22 protein-coding genes and 3 pseudogenes are annotated in these 21,492 nt (G+C 49.6%); 16 read left to right on the plus strand and 9 right to left on the minus strand.

What is annotated here, in order from left to right:
• Positions 1–431: 431 nt before the first annotated feature.
• Both DS743_RS00455 and DS743_RS00460 read left to right on the plus strand, forming a co-directional pair.
• Entirely contained in the window at positions 432–2,051 is a 1,620-nt protein-coding gene (locus DS743_RS00455) for a peptide ABC transporter substrate-binding protein (protein ID WP_072544206.1), read from the plus strand.
• A gap of 90 nt (positions 2,052–2,141) precedes the next feature.
• Positions 2,142–2,384, plus strand: a complete 243-nt coding sequence (locus DS743_RS00460; protein WP_002878518.1) for a hypothetical protein — start codon at positions 2,142–2,144, stop codon at positions 2,382–2,384.
• 165 nt (positions 2,385–2,549) lie between these two features.
• On the opposite strand, the gene DS743_RS00465 is transcribed toward DS743_RS00460, so the two are convergent.
• Complete coding sequence (locus DS743_RS00465) at positions 2,550–2,954, minus strand: EAL domain-containing protein (RefSeq protein WP_231128318.1); 405 nt, start codon at positions 2,952–2,954, stop codon at positions 2,550–2,552.
• A gap of 214 nt (positions 2,955–3,168) precedes the next feature.
• Complete coding sequence (locus tag DS743_RS00470) at positions 3,169–3,933, minus strand: hypothetical protein (protein WP_035184263.1); 765 nt, start codon at positions 3,931–3,933, stop codon at positions 3,169–3,171.
• Between the two features lie 506 nt (positions 3,934–4,439).
• Between DS743_RS00470 and DS743_RS00475 the strand changes: the two genes are divergently transcribed.
• The 8 genes from DS743_RS00475 (at position 4,440) to DS743_RS00510 (ending at position 11,379) form a co-directional block, all read left to right on the plus strand.
• Positions 4,440–5,324 carry a phosphate ABC transporter substrate-binding protein gene (locus tag DS743_RS00475; protein ID WP_035184265.1) on the plus strand — a complete coding sequence of 295 codons (885 nt, stop codon included), beginning with the start codon at positions 4,440–4,442 and terminating at the stop codon, positions 5,322–5,324.
• Between the two features lie 19 nt (positions 5,325–5,343).
• Complete coding sequence (pstC, locus tag DS743_RS00480) at positions 5,344–6,252, plus strand: phosphate ABC transporter permease subunit PstC (RefSeq protein WP_035184267.1); 909 nt, start codon at positions 5,344–5,346, stop codon at positions 6,250–6,252.
• A 2-nt stretch (positions 6,253–6,254) separates the two neighbouring features.
• On the plus strand, positions 6,255–7,130 hold the full coding sequence (gene pstA, locus DS743_RS00485) for a phosphate ABC transporter permease PstA (RefSeq protein ID WP_003614664.1): 876 nt from the start codon (positions 6,255–6,257) through the stop codon (positions 7,128–7,130).
• The gene (gene pstB / locus DS743_RS00490; RefSeq protein ID WP_002878529.1) at positions 7,130–7,888 is read left to right on the plus strand and encodes a phosphate ABC transporter ATP-binding protein PstB; all 759 of its coding nucleotides are present in this window, start codon (positions 7,130–7,132) and stop codon (positions 7,886–7,888) included. Before pstA ends, pstB begins: the two co-directional genes overlap by 1 nt.
• Positions 7,889–7,906: 18 nt before the next feature.
• Positions 7,907–8,545, plus strand: a complete 639-nt coding sequence (gene phoU, locus DS743_RS00495) for a phosphate signaling complex protein PhoU (protein ID WP_003614960.1) — start codon at positions 7,907–7,909, stop codon at positions 8,543–8,545.
• A gap of 85 nt (positions 8,546–8,630) precedes the next feature.
• Entirely contained in the window at positions 8,631–9,308 is a 678-nt protein-coding gene (locus DS743_RS00500) for a response regulator transcription factor (protein ID WP_002878532.1), read from the plus strand.
• Positions 9,308–10,966, plus strand: a complete 1,659-nt coding sequence (locus DS743_RS00505) for a sensor histidine kinase (RefSeq protein ID WP_035184269.1) — start codon at positions 9,308–9,310, stop codon at positions 10,964–10,966. Before DS743_RS00500 ends, DS743_RS00505 begins: the two co-directional genes overlap by 1 nt.
• Positions 10,967–11,154: 188 nt before the next feature.
• Positions 11,155–11,379 (plus strand): ATP-binding cassette domain-containing protein, encoded by a 225-nt coding sequence (locus DS743_RS00510; RefSeq protein ID WP_035184271.1) that lies wholly within the window; start codon positions 11,155–11,157, stop codon positions 11,377–11,379.
• 334 nt (positions 11,380–11,713) lie between these two features.
• On the opposite strand, the gene DS743_RS00515 is transcribed toward DS743_RS00510, so the two are convergent.
• The 7 genes and pseudogenes from DS743_RS00515 to DS743_RS00550 form a co-directional block, all read right to left on the minus strand.
• Entirely contained in the window at positions 11,714–12,370 is a 657-nt protein-coding gene (locus tag DS743_RS00515) for an NUDIX hydrolase (RefSeq protein ID WP_035184273.1), read from the minus strand.
• A gap of 292 nt (positions 12,371–12,662) precedes the next feature.
• A pseudogene (locus DS743_RS00525) lies at positions 12,663–13,214 on the minus strand (NUDIX hydrolase).
• A 362-nt stretch (positions 13,215–13,576) separates the two neighbouring features.
• Positions 13,577–14,647, minus strand: a pseudogene (locus DS743_RS00530) (YfcC family protein); the annotation flags it as partial.
• A 145-nt stretch (positions 14,648–14,792) separates the two neighbouring features.
• Positions 14,793–15,560: an energy-coupling factor ABC transporter ATP-binding protein gene (locus tag DS743_RS00535; protein ID WP_035184276.1), complete on the minus strand. Its 768-nt coding sequence runs from the start codon at positions 15,558–15,560 to the stop codon at positions 14,793–14,795.
• On the minus strand, positions 15,550–16,368 hold the full coding sequence (locus tag DS743_RS00540; RefSeq protein WP_035184278.1) for an energy-coupling factor ABC transporter ATP-binding protein: 819 nt from the start codon (positions 16,366–16,368) through the stop codon (positions 15,550–15,552). Before DS743_RS00540 ends, DS743_RS00535 begins: the two co-directional genes overlap by 11 nt.
• Entirely contained in the window at positions 16,347–17,123 is a 777-nt protein-coding gene (locus DS743_RS00545; RefSeq protein WP_035184280.1) for an energy-coupling factor transporter transmembrane component T, read from the minus strand. The genes DS743_RS00540 and DS743_RS00545 overlap by 22 nt, the downstream gene beginning before the upstream one ends.
• Positions 17,120–17,734, minus strand: a complete 615-nt coding sequence (locus DS743_RS00550; protein ID WP_035161070.1) for an ECF transporter S component family protein — start codon at positions 17,732–17,734, stop codon at positions 17,120–17,122. The genes DS743_RS00545 and DS743_RS00550 overlap by 4 nt, the downstream gene beginning before the upstream one ends.
• 282 nt (positions 17,735–18,016) lie before the next feature.
• Between DS743_RS00550 and DS743_RS00555 the strand changes: the two are divergent.
• The 6 genes and pseudogenes from DS743_RS00555 (at position 18,017) to DS743_RS00580 (ending at position 21,395) form a co-directional block, all read left to right on the plus strand.
• Positions 18,017–18,409, plus strand: a pseudogene (locus DS743_RS00555) (EAL domain-containing protein).
• A gap of 407 nt (positions 18,410–18,816) precedes the next feature.
• Complete coding sequence (locus DS743_RS00560; protein ID WP_231128315.1) at positions 18,817–19,524, plus strand: GGDEF domain-containing protein; 708 nt, start codon at positions 18,817–18,819, stop codon at positions 19,522–19,524.
• Positions 19,525–19,530: 6 nt separating this feature from the next.
• Positions 19,531–20,112 carry a hypothetical protein gene (locus DS743_RS00565; RefSeq protein ID WP_003614676.1) on the plus strand — a complete coding sequence of 194 codons (582 nt, stop codon included), beginning with the start codon at positions 19,531–19,533 and terminating at the stop codon, positions 20,110–20,112.
• A 99-nt stretch (positions 20,113–20,211) separates the two neighbouring features.
• Entirely contained in the window at positions 20,212–21,027 is an 816-nt protein-coding gene (locus DS743_RS00570) for a Cof-type HAD-IIB family hydrolase (RefSeq protein ID WP_035184283.1), read from the plus strand.
• A 57-nt stretch (positions 21,028–21,084) separates the two neighbouring features.
• Positions 21,085–21,237: a hypothetical protein gene (locus tag DS743_RS00575; RefSeq protein WP_225209301.1), complete on the plus strand. Its 153-nt coding sequence runs from the start codon at positions 21,085–21,087 to the stop codon at positions 21,235–21,237.
• On the plus strand, positions 21,207–21,395 hold the full coding sequence (locus DS743_RS00580; protein ID WP_231520491.1) for a MarR family winged helix-turn-helix transcriptional regulator: 189 nt from the start codon (positions 21,207–21,209) through the stop codon (positions 21,393–21,395). The genes DS743_RS00575 and DS743_RS00580 overlap by 31 nt, the downstream gene beginning before the upstream one ends.
• Positions 21,396–21,492: the final 97 nt, after the last annotated feature.

A 21,492-nucleotide genomic window follows, 5' to 3' on the forward strand; every position in this document is an offset into this window, starting at 1 on the left:
GGAATTGGCAGACGCGTCAGACTCAAAATCTGGTGTCCATTACGGACGTATCGGTTCGACCCCGATCACCGCTATAATTTAGAGTGACTCTGAGGAGCCGCTCTTTTTTGCTTTCATTTGCAGGAAAGTAATGAAAAAAGCTGCCTTTTATCCTTCTTTTGCCAAAAAGGCTTGCATAAAGGTGAAAGTGTGCTAGCATAGTAAGCATATTAGGAAGAACGATTTAATTAGAAAGGAACAAAGAGCATGACTCAAGCTAAAGTAAATACTTGCAGGCTTGGCGGTGTCGTTGGTAAGGCGAGCCGATATTTGTCATGCTTTTGCTCTTAAGCAAAATTCTTGAATAATCTGTAAGCAGCACGGCTGTAGGATTTTTCTGTTCGCGCCAATGGCATCGTTAACTGGAAACTGTTAATTGTTTATGCGAGGTATTGGAATTGAACAAGGGAAAATCTTTATTGGCTGGTGCTGCTGTTTTGTTTTCTGGGGCACTTTTGACGGCTTGCGGGCAAAGCAAGGGGGCAAGTGAGAAGCAGGTATTGAACTGGATGACATCGGCAGAAATCATCACTATGGATCCATCGAAGGCGACGGACGCGACTTCTTTCACCCAGATGGAAAACACCATGGAAGGCCTGTATCAATTAGACAAGGACAACCAGGCCAAGGAAGCCCTGGCGACTAAGGCTGCCCAAAGCAAGGACGGTCTGACCTGGACTTTTGATTTACGGAAAGACGGCAAGTGGTCCAACGGGCAGGCAGTTACTGCTAAAGACTTCGTCTACTCCTGGCAGCGGACGGTTAACCCCAAGACCGCGTCTCAATACAGCTATATCTTCTCCGGCATTAAGAACGCGGACGCGATCGTGGCAGGCAAAAAAGCCCCGTCCAGCCTGGGCGTCAAAGCTCTTGGCAAGCACAAGCTGCAGGTTAAATTAGACCACAAGCTGCCTTATTTCAAGCTCTTGCTGGCCTTCCCGGTCTTTTTCCCGGAAAACCAAACTGCAGTTGAAAAATACGGCAGCAAGTTCGGTACTTCTTCTAAGACCACGGTCTTCAATGGGCCCTTTGTCCAAAAAGGCTGGGCCGGAGCGAACCTGTCCTGGAAGATGGTCAAGAACAAGAACTACTGGAACAAATCAGCCGTCAAACTGGCCCAGATTAATTTCATGGTTGAAAAGTCACCGTCAACGGCCTACAACCTTTACCAGGACGGCAAGCTGGATACGGCAATTTTGAGCGCCCAGGCAGCCAAGAACCTGCGAAAGCAGGCCGGCTACGTGATCAGAAAGAACAACGGCACGACTTACATGCAGTTCAACACCAAGCTGGCTAAATTTAAGAGCACTAAGCTCCGTCAAGCAGTTTCCATGGCTTTGGACCGGAAGGCCCTGGCCAAGACCCTGGGCGGTGGCTTTACCGGCGCGACGACCTTTACCGCGGCTGATATGACCAAGGTGGACGGGCAGGACTTTACCCAGCTGGCCCAGGACAAGACGACCAAGCAAATTACCAGCTACCACAAGACATTGGCTCAGAAGACCTTTAAGGAAGCCCTCAAGGACTTGCAGCTGAAGAAATTATCCTTTACTTTGCTGACGGCTGATGACGACAGCTCAAAGGCGATTGGTGAATACATCCAGAGTGCCTTGGAAACGGCTTTTGGCAAGCAAGTCTCCGTCAAGGTGCAGAGCCTGCCGACCAAGTCCCAGTTTGCCAAGATGGACAGCGGCAATTTTGAAGCCTGCGTCAGCGGCTGGAATGCTGACTTCGCTGACCCGATTTCATTCCTGGACTGCATGACCTCAACTAACGGCTACAACTCCGGTAAGTGGTCAAACAAGCAGTATGACCAGCTGATCGCCAAATCCAAGACCGTTACTTCATCTAGCCAGCGGATGCAGCTTTTGGCCAAGGCAGAAAACATCTTGATGACCGACCAGGGGGTAACGCCGCTGGTTCAGTCCGGCAGTGCCTGGATGCTGAACACAAAGGTCAAGGGCTTGATCTACAACGGCAGCTACTACTTCGAATATGCCTACTTACAGTAAAAGAACAAGTAGAACGATTGTCAAAAGGGCTCGCTTTTGCTAAACTGAAGGCAGATTTAAGAGCTTTTTGCAAAGAGGGGGGAGCAAAAAATGAAGGACTCAAATTCTTTTGTTTACAATGTCTGGCTGATCATTCTGCTGGTTGCTGCCTACATTTGGCCAATCTTCGGTCTGGTGCCGGCAATTTACCTTTTTATCAAGCGTAAAGATGAACAGTTAGAGAAGATGCAAGGCTGGATTACTCTGGCCTTGATCTGGCAGATCGTGCTCTGGCTCCTAATGATCATTTTCTTAATCTGCTTTGTAGCTCTTGCTGGCTCGGCTGGCAAGTAAAAATTGACAAACTAAAACCGCTAGCCCTGTGACTAGCGGTTTTCTTCTGCCTATAAATAAGGTGCCATTTTTTGTAAAGTTCGTCTAAAGGAACGGGCGGACTGAAGAGGGAGCCCTGGGCCAGGTTGCAGCCGGCTTCTTTAAGGAAAATAGCCGCTGCCAAAGTCATCCATCCAGACCTGGTAGCCCCAGGTCATGGAAGTGCTGGACGGCTTCGACCATGGCCTGGCTGCTGTCATTGAGGGCACTTTCCGTAATCTCAATATGAACTTGATCGCGGCTGAGCCCGTAGCGGGCGACGGTGTCTTCGATCTTTTGGTAAATATCGCAGGCTTCCAGGTCTGTTCTGGAAATGTTAAAGCTGATGGGGAAGATTTCTTTTTTCTTTTCTCGTAAAAACTCAGCGTCTTGCCCATAGCCCTCTAAAGCGTGGCAGTCAACCTTGTAGACTTCCCGGTTGGCCTCCAGGGCAGGGATAAACTTGCCTGGAGACAGGAAGCCGTATCTGGGGTCAATCCAATGCGACAGGGCCTCACATTCAGCCAGCTTCATGTTTTGGATGTCGATCAAGGGCTGGTAGTAGATCTTGAGCCAGTTGTCGCGGCAGGCTTGGTCGATCTGGCTCAGAACATGAACCCGGATTTCATCCGCCTTGGCCAGCTGGTCATCATAGTAGCCGATAGAGGCATTTTTCAGCTTGATTGAGTTAAGGGCACGTCGAGTCCATGCATCAGCTCAGTATTGCGCTGGCGGCGCAAAATATGCCGGCTGGGCTTAAAGGGAGCTAAGCCAGCCTTGAAGAGTAAAGTTTCACCAGTGCTGCGGGCCGCAACTGTTTTAAGAGATTGCTGCCGTCCTGGTAGCCGTTAGTTAAGTTGTAGTCATGCAGGTTGACTAGGGAGCTGTAAAAAATACTTAAAATTTGGCTTTTGCCGAACTGCTTGAGGCTCTCTTCATAATGCTCCATGAAATAGTGGAGGCTTTTGGCCCCAGTCAGCTGATCATCATCATATTTCTTCAAGTAGCTTTCATAGCGGTTAACGCTGAAGATATTGAATTTCATGAAGAAAATGTACATGATGCAGGAAATAATAGCTAAAAAGCTGACCACGTAGGCGATTGGCGTTGGGACCGCCGAATTGTTGCCATCAAGGAACATGCGGGGAAATTCTGCCTGGGCTACGACCAGGATCATGCAGAGTATGGTGGACCAGAAGAAGCGGCTGTCTTCCGTGATGACGGTCTGCTCCTGGCTGATGTAGCTGATTTCTTTTTTAAAAAGAAAGTAGAGACAGAGGGTTAAGATAATGGTGAAAAAGTCCCATTGCCAGGTTTGATTGGCCAAGAGGGATAAAATTTCAGCGGCGATGACAAATTGACAGTAAGTGAAGGCGGCTACGGACGGCTTCTTGTTAATTAGGCGCTGATAAAGGAAAATGACTGGTATCAGGGTCAAGAGGATCAATCCAGTTGCCAGAAAAAAGGCGCTTAAGGCATTAATGCTGACCAGGGGGCTTAGCTTCTGGTAAAGGAAGACGGTCATGATCATGGATGTGCTTAAAGAGAGCAGGAAGGCTCCCAGGCTTTTGCCAATCCGTTTTGGGATGCTTTCCTCTAAAAAAATAACTGATCAGTAATTAACGCGATAAAGAATACCTGCAGGAGAAAAGTGTGGTTGCGGGCATAAAAGGTTGTAAACTGGGTTATCATGTGTCCTTCCTCGATATAATCTCGTTATTAACAGAACTGCTTATATGTAGAATTAAGCATATATTTCTGTCCAAAGCGGATGTTAAATTAGCCTCTTTCAACAAAATAAAAGGAAGCAGGGAAGTGGTGAAAGCGCTAATGTTTTGCCGTGTTAAAAATAAGTAAATTAAGCAAAATAAACTGAAAAAGTAAAGGGGAGCCTTGCGAAAACTTTGTAATTCTGTTAAGAAAGTGGCTTGTCTTAAACAAAATTAAGCATTTTACATTGATTTAACAATTATCACTGAATGCATTTAACTTGCCTCCATTAAGATTGAATCAGTAAGAATTCAAGGAGGAATTAACATGTCACGCAAAAAAACTAAAGTCGCCATCGTTGCGCTTGTTTTGCTGGCAATCGTCATCGGCTGCGTCATTGGCAGCTCCGAAGCCGATACCAAGGGAGTTTCCGGGACAGTTAACATCGCCGGGTCATCTGCCCTTCTGCCTTTAGCGCAGAGCGCGGCCAAGACTTTCATGGACAAGAACCCGGACAGTGTCATCAACACTAACGGGGGTGGGTCAGGCCAAGGCCTGCAGCAGGTTTCTGATGGCACCATCGACATCGGGGACTCAGACTTGCTCGCGGAAGAAAAGCTGGACAAGAAGTCAGCCAGCAAGCTGGTTGACCACCAAGTGGCCATTACTGTCATCGCTCCGATCATCAACAAGGATGCCGGGGTTAAGAGCCTGACCACTGAACAATTGATCAAAGTTTTCACCGGCAAGGTGACCAACTGGAAGCAGGTTGGCGGCAATGACCGCCAGATCGTCCTGGTTTCCAGACCATCTTCATCAGGTACCCGGGCAACTTTTGAGCAATACGCTTTGAAGAAGCACGCTAGCCAGTCAAACCAGTCTCTGGAAACTGACGACTCAGGTACTTTGATCCAAATGATCCAAAGTGTTTCCGGCTCAATCGGCTACGTTGCCCTGTCCTACTTGACTGGTGACCCGCAAGTCGGCATCGTGTCAATCAACGGTGTTAAGCCAAGTCTGAAGAATGTCTACAATGGCAAGTATACGGTTTGGAGCTATGAGCACATGTACACTAAAGGCCAGCCAAAGGGTGCGGCCAAGGCATTCTTGCAGCAGATGCTCAGCGAGGAATATGGCAAGAAGATCGAAGCCATGGGCTACGGCATAGCCTCCAAGCTGACGGCTGCCGCTAAAGCCACCCATACTAAGTAAGAAGGAGAAATAAGGCATTATGGACAAAGTAGTTCAAAAAGCAATTGCCAAAGACAAGCGCTGGCGCGCGGTCTACATCGCCTGCGGCCTCTTGATCGTTGCTTTGACCCTTTTGATGGGGGCCTTCCTGCTCTACCAAGGCAGCCAGACCTTCCTTAAGGCGCACCACAGCGTTTGGGAGTTCCTGTTTACCAGTGACTGGGCACCGCTTGACAAGACCGGCATGTTCGGGGGAAAAGTCGGGGCTGCCATTTACATCGTTGGTTCCCTGGAAACCTGCTTGCTGGGTTTGCTCATCTGCTTGCCGTTTGCGATCGGCTCAGCCGTTTTCATGACGGAAATTTCACCAAAAATCGGTGAAAAGTTCTTCCGGCCGGCAACCGAAATCTACGTCAGCATCCCATCCGTTGTTTACGGCTGGTTTGGCTTGACCAAGCTGGTTCCTATAATTAGAAACGCCTTCCACCCAAAGATGGGCGGTTTCTCAGTCCTGGCCGCCTCAATCGTTCTGGCCATCATGATTTTCCCAACGATCACTACTGTCGCCGCCGACGCCATCAAGTCAGTCCCGAATAGCTACAGAGAAGGGGCTTACGGTTTAGGGGCGACCCGCTGGCAAGTTATCGGCAAGGTTGTTTTGCCAGCCGCTTCCGGCGGTATCTTGACCGGGGTGGTCTTGGGTCTGGCCCGGGCCATCGGTGAAGCTTTAGCCGTAGCCATGGTTATCGGTAAGACCCGGTCCTTCGCGACCAGTCTCTTGTCACCAACCAGCAACTTGACCAGTGCAATTGCCTCTGACATGGGTAACACGGCCCAGGGCGGGGAATACAATCTGGCTTTGTGGTCAATGGCCCTCTTACTCTTCATCATCTCAATCGTTTTGATCGTCTTGATTCACAAGCTTGGCAATGGAAAGAAGGAAAAATAAATATGAGCCGTGCTAAAAGAAAAGACCGGCTGATGACGGGAATCTTCTACGCCATCGGCTGGATTATGCTGGCCTTCCTGCTCTACTTAACGCTGACCATCATCTTTGACGGCTTGAAAGGCTTCCAGTGGGACTTCTTGGGAGCAGCCGGCAACGGGATTTTCAACCAGTTTTTCAACACTATATACTTAGTTTTCCTCTCACTGCTGGTCTCAGTGCCAATCGGCATCGGGGCCGGGGTTTACCTGGCTGAATACGCTAAGGAAGGCAAGTTCCTGACAATCTTTGAAATCAGTATCGAATCCTTGTCATCCCTGCCATCTATCGTTATCGGCTTGTTTGGCTACTTGGCCTTCATCATGTGGACCGGGATGTCCTGGAATATCCTGGCCGGTGCCTTGACGATTTCAATTCTTTCAATTCCTCTGATCACTACTGAAACCAACAACGCCATCCGAGCCTTGCCGGTGGAATACAAGGAAGGTTCCCTGGGCCTGGGCGCGACCAAGTCAGAAACCATCCGCAAGGTCTTGATTCCGGCGGCCATGCCGCAGATCTTGACCGGGGTAATCATGGCTGCCGGGCGCGGTTTCGGTGAAGCCGCTGCTCTTTTGTATACTTCCGGCCAGTCAACTTACATCAACTGGCAGAACTTCTGGAAGGTTACCTCACCAACTTCACCGCTGAACCCGTTCCGAAGCGGTGAAACCCTGTCCCTGCACATCTGGGTCATGAGAACTGAAGGGGCCTTGAACCCGTCAGCCACTCAGATCGCCAACTTTACTTCAGCAGTCCTGGTCGTTTTGGCCCTGCTCTTCACTTTGGTTACGCGCCGTATATCTGACAGAATGCGTAAGCGCAATAACGGAGGAAATTAATGATGGAAGACAAAATTACAATTGAAAAGCTGAACCTGTACTACGGTGATTTTCATGCCTTGCATGACATCAATATGCACATCCAAAAAAACGAAATCACTGCCTTCATCGGCCCGTCAGGCTGCGGGAAATCAACTCTTTTGCGGTCACTTAACAGAATGAACGACCTGGTTGAAGGCTGCCGGATTGATGGCTCGATCAAGCTAGACGGCACTGACATCTATAATGGTGACCTGGATGTGACCGTCCTGCGGCAAAGAGTCGGCATGGTCTTTCAAAGACCAAACCCGTTCCCGATGAGCGTTTACGACAATGTTGCCTACGGCCCGCGGATTCACGGGATTACTGACAAGAAGGAACTGGACGAAATCGTGGAAACTTCCCTCAAGCAGGCAGCTATCTGGGACGACTTGAAGGACCGGCTGAAGAAATCAGCCCTGGGCCTGTCCGGCGGTCAGCAGCAAAGGCTCTGCATCGCCCGGGCCCTGGCTGTCAAGCCGGAAGTATTGTTGATGGACGAACCGACCAGTGCCCTGGACCCGATTTCAACCTCTAAAATTGAAGAATTAGCTTTGGAACTGAAGAAGAACTATACGATCGTCATCGTTACGCACAACATGCAGCAAGCCGTGCGGATCTCTGACAAGACTGGCTTCTTCCTCTTGGGTGACCTGGTTGAATTCGGTGAAACTGACCAGCTCTTCTCCATGCCGAAGGATGAAAGAACTGAAAAATACATCACCGGCCGGTTCGGTTAAGGCTAGAGGAGGCCAAAAATGAGAACAAGATTTGACAAGGAACTGGATCACTTGCATGAAGCAATGGAAGAAATTGGCCAGCTATGCAAGGAAAGCATTTCTGAATCAACCGACACCCTGTTTACGGGCAACTACCATGAAGCAGAGGACACGATTAACCTGCACCACCGGATTCACAAGGCAGAGCGTGACATTGAAGAAACCTGCCTGCGCCTTTTGATGGAGCAGCAGCCGGTTGCCACTGACCTGCGGATAATCAGTGCATCTTTGAAGGCGGTCTACGACCTTGAAAGAATCGGTGAAATTGGCGCAGACATTGCCGACCTGGTCCTTAACGAACACCTCACAGTCGCAAATGACATGCTGAACTTGAAGAGCATGTCCCAAATTGCTACGGGCATGGTCAACGACGCGGTAACGGCTTTGGCCAACCAGAATGTAGAACTGGCCAAGGCCGTAATCGACCGCGATGACCAGGTCGACGAAGGCTTTGACAAAGCGAAGGCATTTTTGATCAATAACTTTAACAAGGATGGTAATCCGGAATATTTGATCAATTTGATGATGGTCGCGAAGTACTTTGAAAAAATTGGCGATCACGCCGTCAATATTGCTAAATGGTCCTTATTTGTAACTACCGGCAAGACTGGCAGATAAGTCCATGAAATTCCCCTTACCACTCTTGTGCATGATTATGGTCGTAAACTATAATTAAGTTTAAGAAAGGTTAAGGGGATTTTTTATGACTGAAATTTGGTGCGTGGAAGACGACGAAAGCATCCGCGAAATCGAAATGTACACGCTGGAATCAATGAACTTCAAGGTCCGCGGCTTTGACGACGGACAATCTTTTTTCAAGGCCCTGGACAATAGCCGGCCGGATTTAGTGATTTTGGACTTGATGCTGCCTGATGAAGACGGCAGCGAAATTCTCCACCGGCTCAGGTCTACTTCCGCGACCGAGGACTTGCCGGTGATTGTCGCCAGTGCTAAGACGGCAGAATATGACAAGGTCAAGAACCTGGATTCCGGGGCGGATGACTACTTAACCAAGCCATTTGGAATGATGGAAATGGTTTCCCGGGTCAAGGCTGTTTTGCGCCGGACCAACCGTAAGAAGGAGGACAAGATCGAAAAAGACGGGATCAAGATTCTCTTGAAGCGGCATGAAGTTTTCGAAAACGGCCATCAGGTCGATTTGACTTTGAAAGAATACGGACTCCTGAAGCTCTTGATTACTCATCCGGGAACTGTCTTTTCCCGGGAAGAAATCATGGATCAGATCTGGGAGACTGGTTTTTATGGGGAAACGCGCACAGTAGACGTTCACGTGAGAACCTTGAGACAGAAGTTGGGTGAGGCTGGTAAGCATATCGAAACGGTGCGCGGGGTCGGTTATCGCTACCATGAAGCAGACTAATGTTTAAGAAGATATTTCGGGCAAGTTTTTTACTGACTTCTCTGATTCTCTTATTTGCCGTACTCTTAAGCGCAATTGTCTTGAGCATTGACTTCGACCATACAGAAATGTCCGCCCTGGCTTCCCAGGCTGACCTGGCAGCCAGCGGGGTAAATACCAGCGGCAAGAAGTACATCAAGAACTTAAAAGGGGAGAACTACCGGATTACTTGGATCAATTCCAAGGGCAAGGTTCTCTACGACAATGAAGAGAATCCCAAAAAGATGGGCAACCACTCCCGCCGCAAGGAAGTCGCCGAAGCCATGAAAAAGGGGACAGGGACCAGCGAGCGCTACAGCACGACCTTGTCGACCGTAACCATGTATTATGCCGAGCGGCTCAATGACGGCGGGGTCATCCGCATCGCGATCACCAGAAACTCCTTCTGGCGGATTCTGGTCAGATTTTTGTCGCCACTTTTGTTAATCATGCTTTTATCGGTCCTGGTGTCCTGGTTCCTGGCCAAGACAATCTCGCAAACGATCGTCAAGCCGCTGAATGAAATGGACCTGGACAAACCCCTGGAAAGCAATGCCTATGACGAAATCAAGCCGCTTTTGACCAGACTGGACAGCCAGAACAAGCAGATCGCTGACCAGATGGAGCAGCTCCACCACCGGGAAAAAGAATTAAAGACGGTGACAGATGCCATGCTGGAAGGCTTGATCTTGATTGACCTGGATGACCAGATCCTCTTGTCCAACCCGGCGGTTGTCTCCCTTTTGGGCTTGCATGATACTGACCCCTTGCCAGATGATGTTAAGGAAATCATCGATAAGAACAGCCGCTTGGCCCATGCTGAGGGGATTGTGGAAAGAAACGGCCGCAATATTCAAATCAGTGCCAGCCCGATTACCAGCCGCAAGATTCTGAAGGGGACTTCGATCCTGGTGGTTGACGTGACAGAAGAATACCATGAAGAGCAGGTCCGGCGGGAATTCACGGCCAATGTGTCGCATGAACTTAAGACGCCCCTACAGTCCATCATGGGGTCAGCTGAACTTTTGGAAAACCACCTGGTTAAAGAAGAGGACCGGGACAGCTTTTACAAGAAGATCCACGAATCTTCTGCCCAGCTTTTGACCTTGATTGACGACATCATCCGTTTGTCCCACCTGGATGAAAATCAACGCTTTGAAGAAATCAAGCTGAACTTGAAGAGTCCGGTGACCGAGGCCCTGGAAGCCCTGCAGAGTTCGGCTGACCGGCATGGAATCAAGCTGGAGACTAATTTGTCAGACACTATGATCCTGGCCAACTTCCGCCTGGTTTACGAAATTGCCTACAACTTGATTGATAACAGTATCCGCTACAACAAGGAAAAGGGCAAGACCAAGATTACGGTCAAAGAGCACCGCGGCCAGGCGATCCTGCAGGTGGCGGATACTGGCATCGGGATTCCCCAGGAAGCCCAGAACCGGATTTTTGAACGCTTCTACCGGGTGGATAAGAGCCACAGCCGCAAGACCGGGGGGACTGGCCTGGGCCTGTCCATTGTCAAGCATGCTGTTCAGCAGTGTCACGGGACCATCCGCCTGGAAAGCGAATTAGGCAAGGGGTCAACCTTCACGGTTATTTTCCCGGCCCTGCCAGCAGGAGCAGATGATAATAGCAAATAAAGTAAAAATGACAAGTGAAAACCAGTTCACTTTAAACAGTGAACTGGTTTTGCTGTATATTGGCTAATTTCTGTTATTGCACTAGTTGTCGAAGTGGAATTGCAGGTCCTCTTGCAGCTTGTAGCTGGTCAGTTCCTTGCCGTCCAGGTCAGTCTTGTGCATGTCAACGGCGTGAACTTATTGAGGAGATGAGCCAGGGGCAAAAGAAGCGGGTAGCCCTGGCCAAGTCTCTGACTGAAGAAGCCAGCCTCTACCTTTGGGATGAACCGGCCAACTACCTGGATCTTTTCAACCAGGACCAGCTGATCAAGCTGCTGGCAAAAGAGCAGCCGGCCATGCTTTTAGTTGATCACGACCAGGCCTTCATCGAAGTCGTCGCCAAAGAAAGAGTCAACTTGCGGCCGGTCTTATAATTTGCAAAAGCGACCGTCTTGCCCTAAAATTTATATAAAATTAATGTCAGCCTTTTACTTGATTTTACTTCTTTAGCTTATTCCAATAACTAAAGGGGGGCGGAAAAGGATGGCACGGTACGTCTTTTGCAAGCCGGACAAGCCCAAATTGACCTACTGGAGCATTATTGCTTTTATTGTGCTGGGGATCATCACCACGGCATACTTAGGCTTGACGGCATAGCTTACTTATTGATAAACTCTTCTTCAAAAAATACAACTGTGCTAAAAAGCCACGGCATTTTCTGCCGCGGCTTTTGTCTTGTAATATCTACGTAACATCCGCTTGCTACAATTATTTCCAGAGGTCACTGACAAAGTAGCACAGGGCTGCCCAGGCAACCAGGGGCAGGTAGTGGCCATAGTCGTCTCTGCCTTCCTTGAGCAGGCGGCGGGCCTCTTCCTTGTCAACTAATTTGAAGTCGCCAAAAACTTCGGTGCCTTCAGCTCCTTTGTGGTTAAGGGCGGACAAGTCATTAACGTGGATGACGGCTTTGACAATGGCGTTGCTTTCGTCGCTGAAGCCGGAAGCCGTGAAGACCAGGGGGTTGATGACTTCAACCGTGTCCTTTTCGCCGATGCTGAGTCCGGTTTCTTCCTTGATTTCACGGATCATAGCTGTTTTGATTGGGTCCGGGCTGGCCAGGTCAGCTGGGTCAATCAAGCCTGCCGGCAGGCCGAGCAGGTAGCTGCCAGCCGGGTACCGGTACTCGTAAAAGAGCAGGAGCTTGTCTTTCTGACCGGCTTGCTTAACGATGATGACCGCGCAGACAGCATCAGGCAGGGCGCTTCCCAGCTCTGGATCCTGCTTGAAGGCAAAGAGCTGGTCTTTGTCCCGCCTTGAAGCATCATAGTAGTGGACCCCGTTTTCATATGCCAGGTCGTAGAGTTTGACATATTTGGTAGCGGCCAGGGTTTTGCTCTGGTCAGGTGAAATTTTAGGTTCTTGCATTTAGTGTCAGTCCTCCTTGTATCACCTTTATTGTACGATAAGAATGGAGCAGTCATGAGGAAAATCAGCAAATTTTTGAGTATTGTGGCCCAGGCCTGTTAGTCGGGGGATGCAGCCAGGGGCAAAAGGCCAAGCAGACTAAGACGAAAACTGAGACCAAGACCAGCCAGAAGGCAAGCGGGAAAAAGGTTGGCATCAGCATTTGGCGGATGGAATAAAGGCAAATAGCCAAGAAAAAACTAGCTGAAAAATCAGCTAGTTTTTTCTTTTTTCTTTCTTTTCTTTTTCCCGTCTATAATTTTTGCAGGTATTCCCGCAAAAGCTTTAATCCGCCCACTGGGGTGCAGAAGTCCGGGTCTTTGGCCTGGGCCTTCTCCCAGACCTCATCAAGGTCAAACCAGGTAACGGATGAAACTTCTTCTTCCTGCAGGACTAATTTATTTTCGTCTACGGGCTTAGAGTAGACATGCACAAAGGAGACCTACCGGTTTTTGAATTCTGCCTGGTGGAAGACCTTGTCGTAGCAGTTGTGGAAGGTGCCGATAAAGGTAAAGTCAGCGGCCTGGCTCTTGATGCCCAATTCTTCTTCCAGCTCTCTGATGATGGTTGCCAGGGGCTCATCTCCGGCAGCGATGTGGCCGGCAGAAGAGGTGTCAAAGCAACCTGGGTAGGAGTCCTTATTGGCGGACCTTTTCTGCAGGAGGACTTGCCATTTGCCGGCTTTTTGCCGGATGATCCAAACTGAGGCGCAGCGGTGCCAGACCCCAATCCGGTGGGCTTCATTACGCTCAATGGTCTGCCCGGTAGGCCGGTCCTCTTTATCCACAATATCAAGAATTTCCATAATTTACCTCGAATTTTCAACGCTTTTAGGGCGATTTTACCAGCAAAAAGTCTTTTTGTCATGGCCCCGTGAAACTAAAACGCCATTTTAACCGGTTACAAGGCAAAGAAGCGTAATCCCTTAATAACAAGCTTTTTCTCTTAAAAGATGGTCAAAAAGCATTTGTGCACCAAGGCTATTAAATACAGAAAATTAGCGACAAAGCTAGATATACCAAGCAATTAAAGGGCCTTAAAAAAGAAAGATGAAAAAATCGCGACAACGTGAAACGGTAAAAGTGGAAAAAGGCAAATATTGACCAAAAAAAAGCAAGGCAAAAGGAAGTTCCTTTACCTTGCTTCTTTAAGGAGCGATAAATGTGTTTAGTAGACCAGGAGGCCGATTCCCAGGAAGATCAGGCAGATCACGAACTGGATGACCAGTTGCTTCCATATAAACTTAAACCAGCGGTCAAAGCCGATATTGACCATAGCCAGGGACATCAAGATCAGGCCAACTGGGGCGATCAAGCCGATGTAGCCCTGCCCCCAGTTATAGGCATCGATCACGCTGGCCCGGTCGACGCCGACGATATTGGCCAGCGGCGCCATGATCGGCATGGACAGGACGGCCAGACCAGATGATGACTGGATGAAGAAGCCGAGGACGATGTAGATCAAGAAGAGGACCCAGACGAAAGCCAGCTTGTTCATGCCGGTGATCTGCTTGCTGAAGAAGTACATGATCGTGTCGCTGGTGTGGCTTTCATCCATCACGATGGAGACCGCCCGGGCCAGGCCGACCGTCAAGGCAACCCCTAAAAGGCCAGCCGCGCCGCTGACAAAGCTTTCCATGAAGCGGTGTTCACTTAAGCCGGAAACCAGGAAGAGAAGGTAGGAAACGGCCAAGAAGACAACCGCGATTTCCGTGAAGTACCAGCCCCGGTTCTGGACACCCCAGATCATGACTAAAAAGCCAGCCACGAAGGTGAGCAGAGTCAGTTTTTGCCGCCAGGTGAAGTCGCCCTTGTCAGCTTGTGAGTCAAAAGCAAGAAACTTCTTCTTGCTTTCTTCATATTGGTCGTAGACTAGGGACTTGCTTGGGTCCTTGCGGACTTTTTCAGCATAGATGATGGTGTAGAGCATCCCGGCCCCCAGGGAAACCAGGAGCATGATGATTCTCAAAGGCAGGGCCCGGGCGAAGTTGACCCCGGCCGTGTTTGAAGCAATAACCGTTGAGAAGGGGTTGATGGTTGAACCCAAAGTCCCTAAAGTGGTGCCCAGGAAGATGGTGGCGACCACGGTCATCGTGTCATAGCCGGCCTCCAAGAAGACCGGGATCAGCATCGGGTAGAAGGCCATGGTTTCTTCGGCCAGGCCAAAAGTAGTTCCGCCCAGGGCAATCAGGCCCATGACGATGACGATCAAGAGGATTTGCTTGCCCTTAATATGTTTTACCTGCCTTTAAGAGGATTTTTAGGTAAAAAATCAGCCAAAGTAAACTAAAGGTTATAGTACCGGGCTTAGTAGCGAGGCAGGAAGATGAGAGCGAGATGAAGCGCATACAAAATATTTACGATATTTTTGCCAAGGGATCGGTTTATTTTAACGAAAGGACCTCCGGCTTAAGCCCCAGCAGCTGGCTGAGCTGCCAGGTCTTGGCCGGCAAAAGGCCCAGGCGGTCCAAAAGCTCCTGGTCACTAAAGAGCTGGTGAACCGGGCCGTGGTAGACCAGCTGGCCCTGGCTCATGGCATAAACCTCCTGGCAATTTTCGGCCAGCCAGTCCATGTCGTGGGTGATCATGATCACGGTCTTGCCCTGGGCCAGCCGTTTTTCAAGCAGGCGGGTGACCAGGCAGCGGCCAGGATAATCCAGGCTCATCAAGGGCTCGTCCAGCAGGCAGACCTCCGGGTCAAGGACTAAGGCGGAGGCGATAGTCAATAATTTCTTTCCGGAAAGAGACAGGTCGTAAGGGTTTAAGTCCCGGAATTCTGCCAGGCCGAATTCTTTAAGGGCGGCTTCCGTTCTTCTGGCGATTTCGTCTTCCGGCAGTTTAGCCTGCTTCATGGACCAGGCTAGTTCTTTTTCCACGCTGGAGTTAAAAAGTTGGTCATTGGGATCCTGAAAGGCATAGGCGATCTTGCTCAAGCGGCCGGAGGCCAGATATTCAGACAAAGCCTGTCCGTCTGCTTTAATGGCATCCCCAGATGGCAGGAGGTCAGCCAAAAGTTTCAAGAGAGTGGATTTGCCGGACCCGTTTTGTCCGACCAGGCAGATCAAGCCGGGAGAAAGAGTCAAGTCCGGGATGTCCAGGGAAAAATTCGTTTCCGAGTATTTATAATGAAGGCTTTTAATCTTAATTTGCATTTTCGGCAGCTTCCTTTAGTTCACGGGCATTGACCGGGTAGCAGCCATCGAGTTTAAGCTCCAGCTTTTTGGCCATTTTCCAGGCAGCAGGCTTGTCGAAAGCCGGGTCATCCAGCTGGTTGAAGACCGTTTGCGGAGAGTCCGCCATCAAGAGGCAGCCGTCTTTTATGACCCAGATTTGGTCGCAGAGGGCAGCTAAGTCATCCAGTTCATTGGAGATGAGCAAGAATGGACAGGAAAGCTTTTCCAGCCAGCTGAAAAAGTGCTGGCGGCCCAAGGGATCCATCTGGCTGGTCGGGTCGTCGAGCAAAAGCAGGTCGGGCTCAGTGACCAGGGCAGTGGCAATGGCTACCCGCTGGGTCTGGCCGCCAGACAGCTGGTTTGGCGACTGGTCCAGCAAATTAGTCAAGTCCAGCTGGTCAGCTGCCCGCTTAACTGCACTTTCTATTTCCTCATCGCTTTTGCCCTGGTTGAGCAGGGAAAAGGCTAATTCATCATAAACGGTGTCGGCTAAACCAGATAGCTGACTGGCCGGGTCTTGCAAAAGGAGGGCAATTTCATGCTGGCTTCGCCAAGCTTCTAGCTCTTCTCCGTTGATCCGGACTGAACCGAAAAACTTGGCGGGAATCATTTTTCCTGCAATTCCGGCTAAAAGGGCCAAAAGGCTGCTTTTACCGGCATGGCTGGGCCCGATAATGCCGATCCGCTTACCACGGCTTTGGGCAGAAATATTTTCTAAAGCCAGATTTTCAAAGCCCAGGTAGCGGAGGCTGAGCTGGCCGATGGTCAGTTGAAAATTGTTAGACATGCTTTTACTCCTAAAAGGACCAGGCAGCTGGCAATGAGCAGGCGGTGGCAGAATTTGTCTTTCCAGTAGTCATTTGTCAAGCTGGCCGCCCGCCGCTTAGGGCTGGCATAGCCCCGCAGCTGCAGGGCGATCGACCGGTTCATGGCCTGCTGGAAGCTCTTGACGATCAAGGGCAAAAGGACGGGAAAGAGATTTTTGATCCGGGAGAGCAGGGACTTGGCTGGCGCGATCCCCCGGGCCTTCTGGGCCAGCTGGATCTTGCGCAGGTTTTCCTGTATTTGCGGCAGGATATAGCAGACTGACATGAGGACATAGACCTGCTGGTAGGACAAACCGGAATTTTCCAGGTAGCGGGCATTCTCTGAAATGGTAGTTGTCTGGATGAAAAAGCTGCTGGAAAAAATAATGGTCAAAATCCGGCAGGCTAAGAGAGCCACGTGGTCCAGTCCTTCCTGGTAAAAGGTCAAAGAGGCAACGGAAAAGGCGGCGGTATGGTTGCCCGGCCAAAAGAGCCCCTGGATCAAGAGCATGGTCAGGATGAGGAAGAGGCTGAAGGCACACATTCCCCAAAGGGCATGGAGATTTTTGGTCAAAAGGGCCAGGATAAAGCTGGCAGCGAGGATGATCAGCGCACTGGGCAGATTGCCGGCGGCGAAAGCAGCGAGCGTAAAGAGCAGGATCAAGAGCAGCTTGCTGATGGGGTCAATGGCTGCCTGCCAGGCGGGCAGGGCCAGGTCTTCCGCGTTATTTCTCATTTTTCAGTCCCCTTGAAAAAGTAGACTAGGCGCTTTGGCAGCTGCTTGTAGATCAAAAAGGCCAGGTAGGCGACGACCGTCTTGTCCAAAAGGTCAAGAACAAATTCATCAAGGAATGAAGCAATCCAGATGTTCACGTGCTTGGCAACCAGGGAGGCAAAGAGGGCATCCCCCCAAGCGATCCCGGTCTGTCCGCTCCAGAAAATGACGTTGAGCGGGGTGGAGATCACGGCGGAAACCAGGGCAATCAAAATAGCTGCTGGCAAGACGGTAACCGGCCGCTTGAAAAAGCCCCGCTGGTTCAGCCAGGCAACTACCAGGCCGATCCCGATGCTGGTCAAAGCGTAAACGGTGGAAACGGGTGACAGGGTCAAACCGTAGATGACATTGTTGATAAAGCCGCTGATGGCCCCGGCGACAGGACCAGCCAGCATGCTGGCCAGGAAAGTACCAAGTGACCCCAGCCAGACCGGCAATTTCAACCCTTCAGCAAAGGCCTTGGCAACATAGTTGATCCCGACGGCGGCCGGAATTAGGGTCATGGCGTGGGCGGAAAGCTTGAAGGACCAGAAGCTGTCCTTGTTTTTAGAACTGATTTCTTTAGAATCCATTTTGCAACCTCGTGAAAAATATAAACAAAAAGAAAATGACATAAAAACAGGCGATCGTCGAACCAGATCATAAAAGTAAAGGTAACCTATACTTTTATGAAAATGATTTACTACAAGCTTACCACCAGACTAAAGCCTGGGCAAGAGCTTTTTTCGGAGAAGTTAATGAAAGCCTTTTAATTTCGACTTGCAGCAAATATAATATAAACAAGAAATAATAACCGATAAATTATATTCCACGCTTCTTTTTTACTGGTTACCGGAGCAGATCTCTCCCGGTCTTTGATCAAGATTGAAATTACGGAGAGGGACCTGTCAAACAACACTAGCCGCTTGAAAGAGCAGATCGATCAGCTGCGCTCCTACGGCTTTGAAGTTTGGATGGATGACTTCGGCAGCGGCTATTCCTCTCTCAACGCCTTAAACGACTATAGCTTTGACCTGGTCAAAATCGACATGGTCTTTGTCCGCCACCTGGATGACGGACAGTTAAACCGGCTTTTGATTCCGGAAATCGCCAAAGTTGCCCATAAACTGGGTTTGAAAGTACTGGCTTAAGGGGTCGAAACGGAAGAGCAGAGAGACTTCCTGCGAGAAGCGGGCTGCGACCTGCTACAAGGCTTTTTGTTCAGCAAGCCGGTTGAATTGGATGAAAATCAGCAGGTTATTTCCTAAACAGGGTTGGAATGTAAAGTTTAATGTGATGTGATAGTGATGAAAGAGAAAGGAAATAAAAAAATGTTCATGGCCTCAGCTGGCAATTTGCCGATGAAAAAGAAGCAGTTTACGCTGACTACCTGGCTTCAGAGGCGTTTGCCAGGGAAGTAGCCAGCAATAATTTAACCATGGGAATTGCCGTTTCCAGTTTGATCGCGATCATTGGCTTTTTAGGCATATTTGACCTCAATTCAGATTATGCAAATATCTCGGTGCTTCCAGTAATTGCCAGTGAATGGGTCTATCTTTTCCTGCTATTAGCCAACCTGCCCAACCTGTTTTTGCCCCTTTGGCTGTAAAAACACCCGCAGGCTGCCGAGCTTGAAATCCGGATCTGCTTTGCCAACCTGGCGGTCAATGCCATCTTGTCTGGTTTTACCTTGTACACTACCCAGGAGGGGAGCAACTACTTTTTTGAACTGGTCTCGATGATGATGGTCATCTGCGTCTTTCCCTACTATAAAGCCGGGTATGGCTTATCTTTAGTGGCTTTGAGCCTGCTCATGATCTCAGCAATCATTCTTGTCAACCATGTCCAGGTTGCCTGGCAGGATGCCTATGACCTCTTCCTCTTTTACGTTATCGGCCAGGCCTGTATTGTCCTGCGCCGGTACTGGTTTAGGCAGAGCTCTTGGTACAATTACATCCTGCACCAGGCCAACGGGACGCTTTTTGTCAGCAGCCGGACCGATGAATTGACCGGCCTGTATAACCGCCTGGCCTTGCGGGAAGACTTCCCCAACTACAGCAAGCAGGAGGTTGGCGTGGCCATGATTGATTTAGACGACTTCAAGCGCTTTAATGACAATTACGGCCATGGCGGGGATGAAATCTTGATTATTGCTTCTGGCTTAGAAGATGGTGATTTTGTTAAAAAATTGCAGATTTTTCAAGCTGAATATGCTAAACTAAACCAGCAATTAGAAGAGCCAGCCACCTTGAGCATCGGCTATGCTACCGGCGCGGTTGCCAATGAAGAAGAGTTGCGGAAAATGATTCAGCTGGTTGATAACTATCTTTACCAAGCCAAAAGACAAGGCAAGAACCAGGTGGTTGGCGCAGAGAAGAAATGAGGCATTATGTACAGCTACATCCTGAAAGAACAAATCAAGATCTACCGCTACTTGACGGTTGACGCGGTCAACGCCGCTTTGGCGGACTTGCGGCAAAAAGGCATCAGCCTGGAACTGGAGAGCACGGTCGGGACGGCAGGCAACTTCGTGACCCAAAACGACGGGGTGGTGGACCTGGACTACCAGTTAAAGCTGGTCAAGGCGGCCGAAGAAGATCCGGCGGCCCTTCTGACTAAAATCAGCGCCGGCTTAACTGCCGGTCTGGCCAGCAAGTTCGAAGGCGGCCGGGAAAACAGCCAGGCTTTAACCTTCCTGCACCGGGCTAAGAAGAGCGGCAAGGTCAACTTTAAGTTAGACTTGACCATCATCAAGGAAGAAGACGGGGATGAATACCGCCTGGTCAAAACTGACGGTGGCAAGTGGAGTGAAGCCTTTAATACCCGCTTTTTGACCATCCAGGAAGAAACGATTAAGGACTGGGACCAGTGGGAAGACTTGCGCGAGGATTATCTTCGCCTTAAGAACGCAGATCCGGCTGGTCTGTCAGTCGACCTCTACCGGCAGGCAGTCAACCAGATCTACGGTTAAGAAGTGTGAAGCAAAGCAGGCATTTGCCTGCTTTTTTTATGCAGAAAGCTTTGAAATCTCTTACAAAAAATGAAATAATGGTCTAAGAAGCTAGCAAAAATGAGTTTGGAGAAAAAGATGGAAGAAAAGAAAAAAATCAAATTAATCGCGACTGACATGGATGGTACCCTGGTCAATGACGCCAAAGAGGTGCCCGCTTCATTTGCCCCTTGGGTCTTAAGCCACCCGGACCAGCAGATGGTGATTGCCAGTGGTCGGCCATATTACACCAATGAAGAGCTTTTCAAGGAGATCAAAGACCACTTGATCTTCATTGGCGACAATGGCGGCTTGATCTACCAGCAGGGGCAAGTCTTGGCCAAGGCCGGCATTACAGCGGAAGAAGCAAAATTCTGCTTGGACCTCTTTAAAGATGAGCCTCTGGCCAATCCGATTCTCTGCGGGGCCAGCCAGGCAATCTGCCACGACCCTAAAGGTGACCGGAACTTTTTAAAGCAGCTGGATACTTACTATATCAAGCGCCGCTATGTTGAAGACCTTGAAGCTGAAGTAAACAGCGATGAAATTATCAAATTCACTGTTTATATCGAAGGCGGAGCCGCTGAAAGCATCTACCGGCAACTGCCGGAAATGCCGGGCAACTTAAGCGCGGTTTTGGCCGGGCCGGAATGGATCGACATCGTTAACAAGGACGCCAATAAGGGAGCAGCGGTAAAGAAGATCGCTGACCTTAAAGGAATCAAGCAAGATGAAATTCTGGCTTTTGGCGACTACTTAAATGACCTGACCATGTTAGAAGCGGCCGGGACCAGCTACGCTATGGTCAACGGCCACCCGGACTTGAAAAAGATCGCTGACCACATTGCCCCAAGCAACAATGATGAAGGAGTAATGCAAATCCTCCAGGTATACTAGATAGGTAGGTACCGAATCTTAATTTCTTGATTATTTTTTGCAGAAAAGACAAGCAGGATGGCAGAAGAAGAACTTAATGAAGAATTGTTTTACCGGAGCATGCGTTTGCAGCGGCAACTGGCCCAAATGGGAATGCGGTATGAGAAGCTGCACGGAGGCGTCCGGGGGCAGAACCGGACTTGGCCCTGCTCAGCAAGAATGAGGGGATGAAGCAGGCGGAACTGGCCCGCTTTGCCAGAGTAAGGCCATCCTCAATCAGTGAAGTCGTGGACCGTTTGGAGCGGCATGGCTTGATTGAACGGCGCCGGGATAACAGCGACCACTGGGTTTTCCGCCTCTACTTGACTGAAAAGGGAATCTTGCAGTAGGCGATTTCAATGTCAAAATATATTTAAATGCTAGTCGCTAGTCTTTACTAGTGTCTTTTTCTGTGCAAAAATATAACTAACAAAGACGAAAGGACAA

Origin of the sequence: Lactobacillus leichmannii (genome assembly GCF_024701915.1) — a bacterium.
Lineage (GTDB): Bacteria > Bacillota > Bacilli > Lactobacillales > Lactobacillaceae > Lactobacillus > Lactobacillus delbrueckii.